Consider the following 9,026-nt stretch of genomic DNA (forward strand, 5'->3'; position numbering starts at 1 on the left):
TGCTTCTGTGATGAAGCGTTCACTTTATTGACATTGTTATTATTGGCGTAATTCAGATCTATTTTTAAATGCTTCCAATGCGAGAGGGTTTGCCAAAGCCCCGAGGTTTTTTACCTCTCTGTTTTCTACGACGTCTTTAACTGCCAGTTCGACTAACTTGCCTGATTTGGTACGAGGAATATCTGTAACGGCAAGAATGACGGCGGGGACATGACGTGGTGAACAATGTTGGCGGATCCTCGCGTTAATTGTCTGCCTGAGTGCATCATCCAGTACCTGATCAGCTTGTAACTGAACAAAGAGTACCACTCGAACATCATTTCCCCATTGTTGACCAATTACAATAGAGTCAACGATCTCCGCAAGTGGGTTCACTTGGCGGTAAATTTCAGCTGTGCCAATACGAACGCCTCCTGGGTTCAGTACGGCATCTGAGCGGCCCAAAAATGTAAACCCGCCCTGCGAGTGAGTATGCTGGCAAACGAAATCCCCGTGATGCCATACATTTGGGTAGGTATCCCAATAAGCATGGTGGTAACGCTCACCTGTTGGGTCACCCCAAAAGCCAATTGGTTGATTGGGAAAACTATTAGTACAGACTAATTCGCCTTGCTGATTGAGTACGGGATCGCCATTGGGGCCAAAGACTTCGACAGCCATACCCAGAGCGGCACCTTGGCACTCTCCGCGATAAACCGGGGTGAGAGGATTGCCAATCACAAAGCAGCCACAAATGTCTGTCCCGCCTGAAATTGACGCTAGTTGTAGATCTGATTTTATATGGCTATAGACGAAATCAAATTGTTCAGGTGCAAGCACAGAGCCTGTTGAGCATAGGGTGTTTAACGAGGATAAGTTATGCTGGTGGCGAGGTTGATAGCCTTGCTTCTCTAAGGCTTCCAAATATTTCGCCGAGGTACCGAATAAGCTGACTCTCTCGTTGTCGACCAGTTGCCAGAGCCTGTCGCCATTAGGATAAAAGGGCGATCCTTCATACAGAATAATCGTGGCGTCAGAGGCTAATCCAGTAACGAGCCAGTTCCACATCATCCAGCCGCAAGTGGTGAAATAAAAGAGGCGATCGCGTGGTTTTACATTGCAATGAAGCTGATGTTCTTTGAGGTGATTCAATAAGGTGCCACCGCAGCTGTGGACGATGCACTTGGGTTTCCCTGTGGTGCCAGAGGAGTACAGGATATATAAAGGGTGGTTGAAGGGTATAGGGGTAAATTCAAGATGAAATGACGCCTCCCTGGTGCCTTGTTGAATGATATGGATCCAAGAGATTAGCGTGACCTTGGTTGCCGTTACTACTGGCATTTCTGTGGAAAGGTAGGGGATGATAATCAGCAGTTCAACACTGGGTAGTTGCGCAAGGCATTGTTGAATAAGATTGATGCAACTGTGTGTTTTTCCACTATAACGATAACCATCTGCGGCCAATAAGACTTTCGGTTTGGTTTGGCCAAATCGTTCGATTACGCTTTCTACGCCAAAATCGGGTGAGGTTGAGGTCCAAATCGCGCCAAGTGAGGCTGTGGCGAGCATCGCAATCACGGTTTGTGGAATATTGGGCAAATAGCCTGCGACGACATCGCCTTGTTGGACACCTTGCTCTGTAAGGTATTGTGCGACTAAGGCGGTGTGTTGGTATAACTGTTGCCAACTTATCCGCTGCGTTAATGCATCGTCATCTTCACAATAAAAGACAATCGCATCTTCCTGTGGATGTTGTTGCCAACTTTTTAATAGATTTTCGGCAAAATTAAGGCGTGCATTGGGAAACCAGACTGTGTCTTTTGCTGGTATGGCGGAAGAGGTATCACATTGATTTATGGGAGAATGTTGTTCGGCTATACCAATACCTATATTAGGAGCTTCACCCGTCCCAATATTGGTCCCTTTTACATCGCAAAAATCCCATACTGTGGCCCAAAATTGTTCACTGTCAGCTACAGACCAATGATGGAGCTGATGATAATCGTGAAAAAGCCTGTTTTGACAACGACTGACATCCACCATGAATTGATACAGCAAGCTAGTTTGTATTCGCTCTTTGCTTGGCTGCCAGCTTATTACGCCCTCGTCTTTTGGTGTTTTTGCATCTGATGCCGCCATAACTATTCCTTAATTGGATGATCAGGATGAGCGAGTTGAAAAGCGGGTAGCAATTGGCAAGTACGATCTATGTCGTTAATGAGTGGAAAGGGATCTAAATCAAAATTGAATCGTCGAGCATTGTAAATTTGCGGGATCAAACACAGATCGGCGAGGGTCGGTTGATCACCACAACAAAAATCTGTTGGCGTCGTGCGTTGCATCAAGAGTTGTTCAAATGCTGAAAATCCACGTTCGATCCAGTGGTGATACCACACCATTTTCTGGTTTTGATTTACTCCTAACTCTGTATTGAGGTAGTTGAGCACTTGTAAGTTGTTCAGCGGGTGAATATCGCAAGCAATAAGCATCGCCAGCGAACGACACTGGGCTTTTTGCCAAGGATCACTTGGGAGCAGTTTGGGGTCTGGGTGGATTTCGTTAAGGTACTCAATGATCGCCAGGGATTGTCCTAATGGCCCATGTTCATTTTCTAGGCTCGGTACGCGTTGATTCGGATTGGTATGGCGATAATCATCACCTTGGTGCTCGCCATCAATCAAAGAGATTGGCACAGCGTCATAACTCAGCCCTTTGAGGTGAAGTGCGATACGTACCCGATAAGACGCTGACGATCGGTAGTAATCATAGAGTTTCATCAATCTTCCCACTGATAATCTAGTAATACGGTTTAACGTTTGGTTGAGGGATGTACAGCGTGATGGTTTAAGTCTTCATCAAGATAAGTATGTTGGTAACGCACAACACGTTGCTCGATGGCGCCAAAAATAGATTCGTTTGCCTCGTTAAACATTTCGATACGCACTGTGTCGCCAAAGTGCATAAAATCGGTTTGTGCTGCACCGTGTTCTAGGATTTCCAACATGCGTTTTTCAGCAATACAACATGAGCCTTGCGAACGGTCTTTATTAGAAACAGTCCCAGATCCGATAATAGAACCTGCGCTCACATGGCGTGTTTTCGCTATGTGCTGGAGCAGTTCAGCAAAGTTGAATGTCATGTCGGTGCCTGCATCCGGGCGACCAAATAATTGGCCATTGAGGTGAACGTGTAAGCGGTGGTGAAGCTTATAATCGTGCCATGCTTCGCCAAGTTCGTCAGGGGTGACGGCCACAGGAGAGAAGCTAGAGGCGGGCTTGGACTGAAAAAATCCAAAACTCTTCGCCAGTTCGTTAGGGATTAAGTTTCTCAGCGAGACATCATTCACCAGCATCAATAACCGAATATGGTCGTGGGCTTCTTCAGTTCGCAGCCCCATAGGGACATCGTCGGTCACTATGGCTATCTCGCCTTCAAAGTCGATCCCCCACGCTTCGTCTGCCGCTTCTATATCATCGTTTGGCCCTAAGAATCGGTCAGACATGCCTTGATACATCAGAGGATCGGTCCAAAAGCTCTCAGGCATGGCAGCCCCTCGGGCTTGGCGTACTAACTCGACATGATTGACATACGCACTGCCATCGGCCCATTGATACGCTCGTGGTAAAGGGGAGGCACAGCGTTCAGGATTGAACCCAAAGCTGTCTGGCGCATCGTCATTATTCAGGTTGTGGTATAAATGCGCTAAATCCGCTTCAACATGGGGCCAATTATCGAGTGCAAATTGCAGGGTTGGTGCAATATGGTGTGCATGGACGGCATGGGTTAAATCGCGGGATACGATGATAAGTTGACCATCACGACCTTGCTTGAGAGAGGCTAATTTCACAGTAAGTTCCTCGTATCGGTTTACATTGTAAATGGAAGTGAAAGTGGTAGACGAGATGCCGTTAATTTTGTTGTTGCCATGAATGGACGTAGTCTTTGTTTTCAGCACCTTGTGGCAGCTCGGCGACATCGAGCGGAAAGCGAGCATCAATCATGACTGCGACTTCATCGGTTTGCGTTTTGGGTTGTTCAACGCTTGTTTTTAACGCTTTGGGGTGAGGACCATGAGAAAAGCCACAAGGATGGTGCGTGATCATCCCAGCCTCAATATTGTCTCGGCTGAAAAAGTTACCTTTGTGGTAGAAAAGCACTTCGTCGTAATCATCATTATTATGGAAAAAAGGCACCTTTAAGGCCTGAGGGTCGCTCTCTATGGGGCGAGGGACAAAGGTACAAATCACAAAGCCATTGGCGACAAAGGTGGTGTGTGCTGACGGCGGTAAGTGATAACGGTGGCTCATTAATGGCCTGATGTCGCGCCAATTAAGTTTGAACGCGGTTAGGTTTCCTTTCCAGCCTTGGGCGTCTAAAGGATTAAACGGGTAGGTGATAGTATTTAAACCTTGGCGTGCTTTGAGTTTAACTTGCCATTGCTGGTGACTGTTTTGCTGTGTTAAAAATGGTTCATCAATCCGCGCATATTCCAGCATTGCAGGGTCGTAAATTGCGTGCTGCCCCACTAATCCCCGCTCAGCCATTTGATAGCCACTGTTGGTGGCTTCGATCATTAGCATAGCGACGGGTTCATTGACTTCTACCCGCCAGCTGGTGGCTCTTGGCAGTACGATGTAATCACCATCTCTAAAGGTCAAATGGCCATAATCGCAATATAAATGCCCACTACCTTGATGGATAAACAGCACCTCATCACCATCACCGTTACGCACTAAGTGATCCATGTGAGTATGGGTACGCCACATGCGCATTTTCAGCTGCTCGTTATAGAGCAACAATGAAGCATCCCAAGGTGTTTGGCCTGTAATGGCGATCTTATTGGTGTCTATGGCGCGAGGGCGCAGCTCTCCTTCCCACTCGATCCAGCCCGTAGGAGGGTGCTTGTGATACATGTGACTGGCTGGGCCAAAAAAGCCCTCTTTACCACATTCGCGCTCGTACGTTTCTGGCGGTAAGTCGCAATGTGCTTGACGCGAGGCGCTGCCCTCAACGATAGGAAATTGAAACCATTGGCGCATTCCGTGATCCTCACAAATATTTGAATGCCTGTCTTAACTTTGGTTGAGAGTCTGCAAACAGGCAAGGTTAGCGAGTGTGGCTAGGTGGGGTTATGAGCTGTATTGAAAGGCGTATGGTGTGGCTTGTTGTGCGAATAGATTTACACGGTGGGTGTATTGTCGTTCGGGAACGCGAGCTGATTGGGCGACATTAACAGGCCTAGCAAGGCAAAATGTTTGAGTGATACGTTTTTCATTTATAAAAAAGGGGGTGTAAATATATTGTTACATGTCATGCGTTGGTTTTCTTAATTGTGGCTTTTCTAACTGTGCTGAAACTTCCTACCCTTAATGATAGAGATAATAATAAGTACGCATCAGTCAGTGCGAATATGTGCGGCAACATGCTCAATAAGGGTATTTAATGGGAAGTCTAACTCAGTATGTATCCAAGCAACCTGATACCAAGGGTGTGATTCATTGGAGTGATGATGAAGACCAGATTTGGCATGATTTGTTTACTCGTCAACTTCGCTGCATACAAGGGCGAGCTTGTGATGAGTACAGCGCCGGTTTGACTTTACTTGAACTTCCACAAGATCGTGTGCCTCAACTGCACGATATTAACCAAGTGTTGTTGGCGACGACAGGCTGGCGATGTGTTGAAGTGCCTGCGCTGATTAACTTTGACCGCTTTTTTACCATGCTTGCGAATAAGCAGTTTCCCGTTGCGACTTTCCTCCGTTGTCGGGAAGAGTTTGATTACTTGCAAGAGCCGGACTTTTTCCATGAAGTCTTTGGGCATTGTGCCATGTTAACCAACCCTGCGTTTGCGGCTTTTACGCATACCTATGGTCAACTTGGTGCGGCGGCATCGGGTCAAGATCGGGTTTATTTAGCGCGGTTATATTGGTTTACGGTGGAGTTTGGTTTGTTGCAATCACCGCAAGGGCTGCGGATCTACGGCGGGGGGATCTTGTCTTCTCCAGCTGAGACCGAATACGTAATGGCAAGCGATGCCACTGGTAAAAAAGCGCGGATTAGTCCCTTTGATCCTATTGAGGTAATGCGCACACCTTATCGAATCGACATTATGCAGCCCATATATTTTAAATTGTCTTCTATTTCACAACTGTACGAACTGGCCCAGCAAGACATTATGGCAATGGCTCATGAAGCTAAACAGCTTGGGCTACATCCACCACTTTACCCACCTAAATTACCCTCAGAGAAACCTGACCCTCATTTGAAATCTGCCTAATGCGCAATGCGTTTCTATACTTATGAAATTAGGTAGAACTCGGCATGTATTTACACAAGGAATGTTTTTAATGACGTCTAAATTACACCAATTGAAATGCGAAGCGTGTCAGACGGGTGCTCTGCCTGTCGATGATGCTGAAATAGCAAAACTGAGAGTAAACATTCCTGATTGGAAGGTAATGGATCGTGACGGTATTTTGCAGTTAGAGCGTGAGTATAAATTTAAAAATTTCAAATTAGCTTGGGCGTTCAGTAATCAAGTTGCTGAAATTGCAGAGGCCGAGTTTCATCATCCCACAATAACGCTAGAGTGGGGAAAGGTGACCGTTTGCTGGTGGAGCCATTCTATCAAAGGTCTGCATCGCAATGATTTCATTTGTGCGGCTAAAACGGACCAATGTGTTGAGACAACAAACCTGTAAGTTCTGTGTTAATGGCTACTCCGAAGCCCCCAATAGTTGGTGTCCAACTTTATGGGTCACTTCAGAGTAGCTGGTTTCTGATTAAGAGTTTGAGCGTGCTTTTTCAACCAAATTAAACTGATGTGTCGCTTTTTTCATCGCATCACGCGCAGCGCGTTGTTTTCGTTTTTTCTGCCACTGCTCTGAGAAATCAAGGTATTGGTTTGCACTTGCTAACCTTAATGTAATCAGTGATGAGAAATCAGCCGGTAATTCTTTTGCAACGCTATCAACTTGCTTTAATAAGGCATCCAGCTTTGACTCTGATCTTATTTTACTGAGCTGTTGATTAAATTTAGTAAATTTGGGTGCATACAACAGTTCCGCTGACTCATACGGAAAAGGAGCGGGTACGCCTTGAGCTTTAGCTGTTCGGTACATCTCTACATGTGTAATTGCTTGCTTGAGTTGTGTTGCGAGCTGAATCTTATCTAGTGTCTGTACCTTGTCTGCAAAGAAGGTTTTCCCTGCTTTAATTAAGTTTTCCAAACTTTCTACGTCATGATTTTTCATTGCTTCATCGAACTGTATAGTAAACGTTTCTTCTGCTAACGATGTAGGCTTGAATTTTGCGTCATGACGTAATGTTTGCAGCTGAGTAAGTAGCTGGTAGATGTTAGTTTCATCTGACGCTGTATACGCTCCTTTTTCTAGCGCTGTATTAATACGATTAGTAATGACATCGAGTGTTGATTGCCAACTGGTTGAAATATCAGTACTCAGAACATTCAAGGCATGGGAGTCAGGGTAGAGCTTATGCGCTTGTGCAAGCTCAGCTTCAATTGCGTAGTAATTAGGATAATGGTTAGTACGTGTATTGAAGATCTGATCGATCTTATGTTCATAGATGGCTAGAATTGCTTTTTGTTTGTCGCGGAGTAAGCCCTGAGCGAGTACTGGATGCTCTTTTCTTAATTCTGGTAGTTGTTCGACAATTTCCTGCGGTCGTAAATATTCAAGTTGAGACTGGGCTTGGATGCTGCTTTGCAATTGGCTAATTGTTCGGCTTAAATCTGATATTGTCTCTTTTTGTTGGAAGAACACATAGCCTAAAACTGAGCTTAAACCGAGAATTGCAGCCGTCATCATTATCATGGGTTTATGCTGTTTATGAAGCTGAGTTTGGATCGTTCCAATATTGTCAGAACGCTTATTTGCATCCAGTGCTAAACCTTGCTGGATAGTACGCCACTTAGATGTACTAAGGTGTTTCGGACGTGAAGGCTGTATTTGTTCTTTTAGTGCAATATCAGCCGGTTTACGATGATAAGGGTGCTTGCTTGAACATAGTTCATAGCTGATACAGCTGAGTGCAAAAATGTCATCTTTAATACTTGGTGGATTACCATTTAGTAATTCAATAGAAGCATAGTTTGGCGTGTAACCTCCAAATTCAACATCATCAGCTTCTTCTTGAACTGCGGCGTATTGGTCATAGTTCAATGAGGTTTTCTTGGCTATTCCAAAGTCGAAGACCTTAATATCACCATCTCGCGTAAGCATGATATTACTAGGTTTAAGATCGGCATGAACTACGCCATTTTTATGCGCATAAGTGAGCGCCGACATCATTTGATCAAGCAATGGTATTGCTCGTTTGTAAGGTAAGCCATGAGGTCGAGAACGTTGAATAACAACATCAAGCGTTTCACCATCGAGGTATTCCATGACGATATAATAAACTTTTTTATCAATCCCAAAATCATAGACGCGAATAATATTTGGATGGCTTAATTTTTGCGTTGTTTGCGCTTCATGGATCAGCACTTTTGCCGCATCAGGTTGATTAACAAACTCATTCTGAAGGGCTTTGATGGCCACAAAAGGATTGGCAACCCCTGCTGCTTCTAACAATAGATCTGTTGCTCTATATACATTGCACATACCGCCATTACCAATACGTGATTCAATACGATAACGACCTTTGATTACTGTATTAATCAGATCATTTGACTCATTGGTTGGTATTGGATCGCTAGGAGATGGCTTATATGGTTGTGATTTATGATTCTTTCTAACGACAGTTTTATTATTTATATCTTCATTTTTTTCGTTCTCATGGGATGTATTTTCTTTTTGCAGATCGCTTTTTTTTTCTATTTTCTTTGCCATGAGATGTCTCCAATGCTAATTGAAGGTGATAATATCTTTGGTAAATTGCAGTGCAATCATTAATTTCTGTTTATTTGTTATCAGCCCGAAGCAATACTGAAATCAATGTAATTGATAGGAGTGAAAATAAAGTTTGTCTCTCAATTGTTTATGATAGGTGACAAATTACGTTGCTGAGAATTTTGTAATATAC

At 44.5% G+C, this 9,026-nt stretch carries 7 protein-coding genes; 2 read left to right on the forward strand and 5 right to left on the reverse strand.

Annotation, left to right across the window (positions count from 1 at the left end):
* Positions 1-39 precede the first annotated feature (39 nt).
* The 4 genes from ASV53_RS08550 to ASV53_RS08565 all read right to left on the reverse strand — a co-directional run bounded on the left by ASV53_RS08550 (position 40) and on the right by ASV53_RS08565 (position 5,018).
* The gene (locus tag ASV53_RS08550; protein ID WP_094956787.1) at positions 40-2,118 is read right to left on the reverse strand and encodes an acetoacetate--CoA ligase; all 2,079 of its coding nucleotides are present in this window, start codon (positions 2,116-2,118) and stop codon (positions 40-42) included.
* A gap of 2 nt (positions 2,119-2,120) precedes the next feature.
* Positions 2,121-2,756 (reverse strand): maleylacetoacetate isomerase, encoded by a 636-nt coding sequence (gene maiA / locus ASV53_RS08555; protein WP_094956788.1) that lies wholly within the window; start codon positions 2,754-2,756, stop codon positions 2,121-2,123.
* 32 nt (positions 2,757-2,788) lie between these two features.
* Positions 2,789-3,826: a fumarylacetoacetate hydrolase family protein gene (locus ASV53_RS08560; protein WP_094956789.1), complete on the reverse strand. Its 1,038-nt coding sequence runs from the start codon at positions 3,824-3,826 to the stop codon at positions 2,789-2,791.
* Between the two features lie 61 nt (positions 3,827-3,887).
* On the reverse strand, positions 3,888-5,018 hold the full coding sequence (locus ASV53_RS08565; protein WP_094956790.1) for a homogentisate 1,2-dioxygenase: 1,131 nt from the start codon (positions 5,016-5,018) through the stop codon (positions 3,888-3,890).
* A gap of 403 nt (positions 5,019-5,421) precedes the next feature.
* On the opposite strand from ASV53_RS08565, the gene phhA reads away from it, so the two are divergent.
* Complete coding sequence (gene phhA, locus ASV53_RS08570) at positions 5,422-6,258, forward strand: phenylalanine 4-monooxygenase (RefSeq protein WP_094956791.1); 837 nt, start codon at positions 5,422-5,424, stop codon at positions 6,256-6,258.
* 70 nt (positions 6,259-6,328) lie between these two features.
* The gene (locus tag ASV53_RS08575) at positions 6,329-6,682 is read left to right on the forward strand and encodes a 4a-hydroxytetrahydrobiopterin dehydratase (RefSeq protein WP_094956792.1); all 354 of its coding nucleotides are present in this window, start codon (positions 6,329-6,331) and stop codon (positions 6,680-6,682) included.
* An 81-nt stretch (positions 6,683-6,763) separates the two neighbouring features.
* Here ASV53_RS08575 and ASV53_RS08580 read toward each other — a convergent pair whose 3' ends face one another.
* Positions 6,764-8,833 carry a serine/threonine-protein kinase gene (locus tag ASV53_RS08580; RefSeq protein ID WP_094956793.1) on the reverse strand — a complete coding sequence of 690 codons (2,070 nt, stop codon included), beginning with the start codon at positions 8,831-8,833 and terminating at the stop codon, positions 6,764-6,766.
* Positions 8,834-9,026 lie beyond the last annotated feature (193 nt).

This window comes from Photobacterium sanguinicancri, assembly GCF_002265265.1.
In the GTDB taxonomy this organism is placed as follows: Bacteria; Pseudomonadota; Gammaproteobacteria; order Enterobacterales; family Vibrionaceae; genus Photobacterium; species Photobacterium sanguinicancri.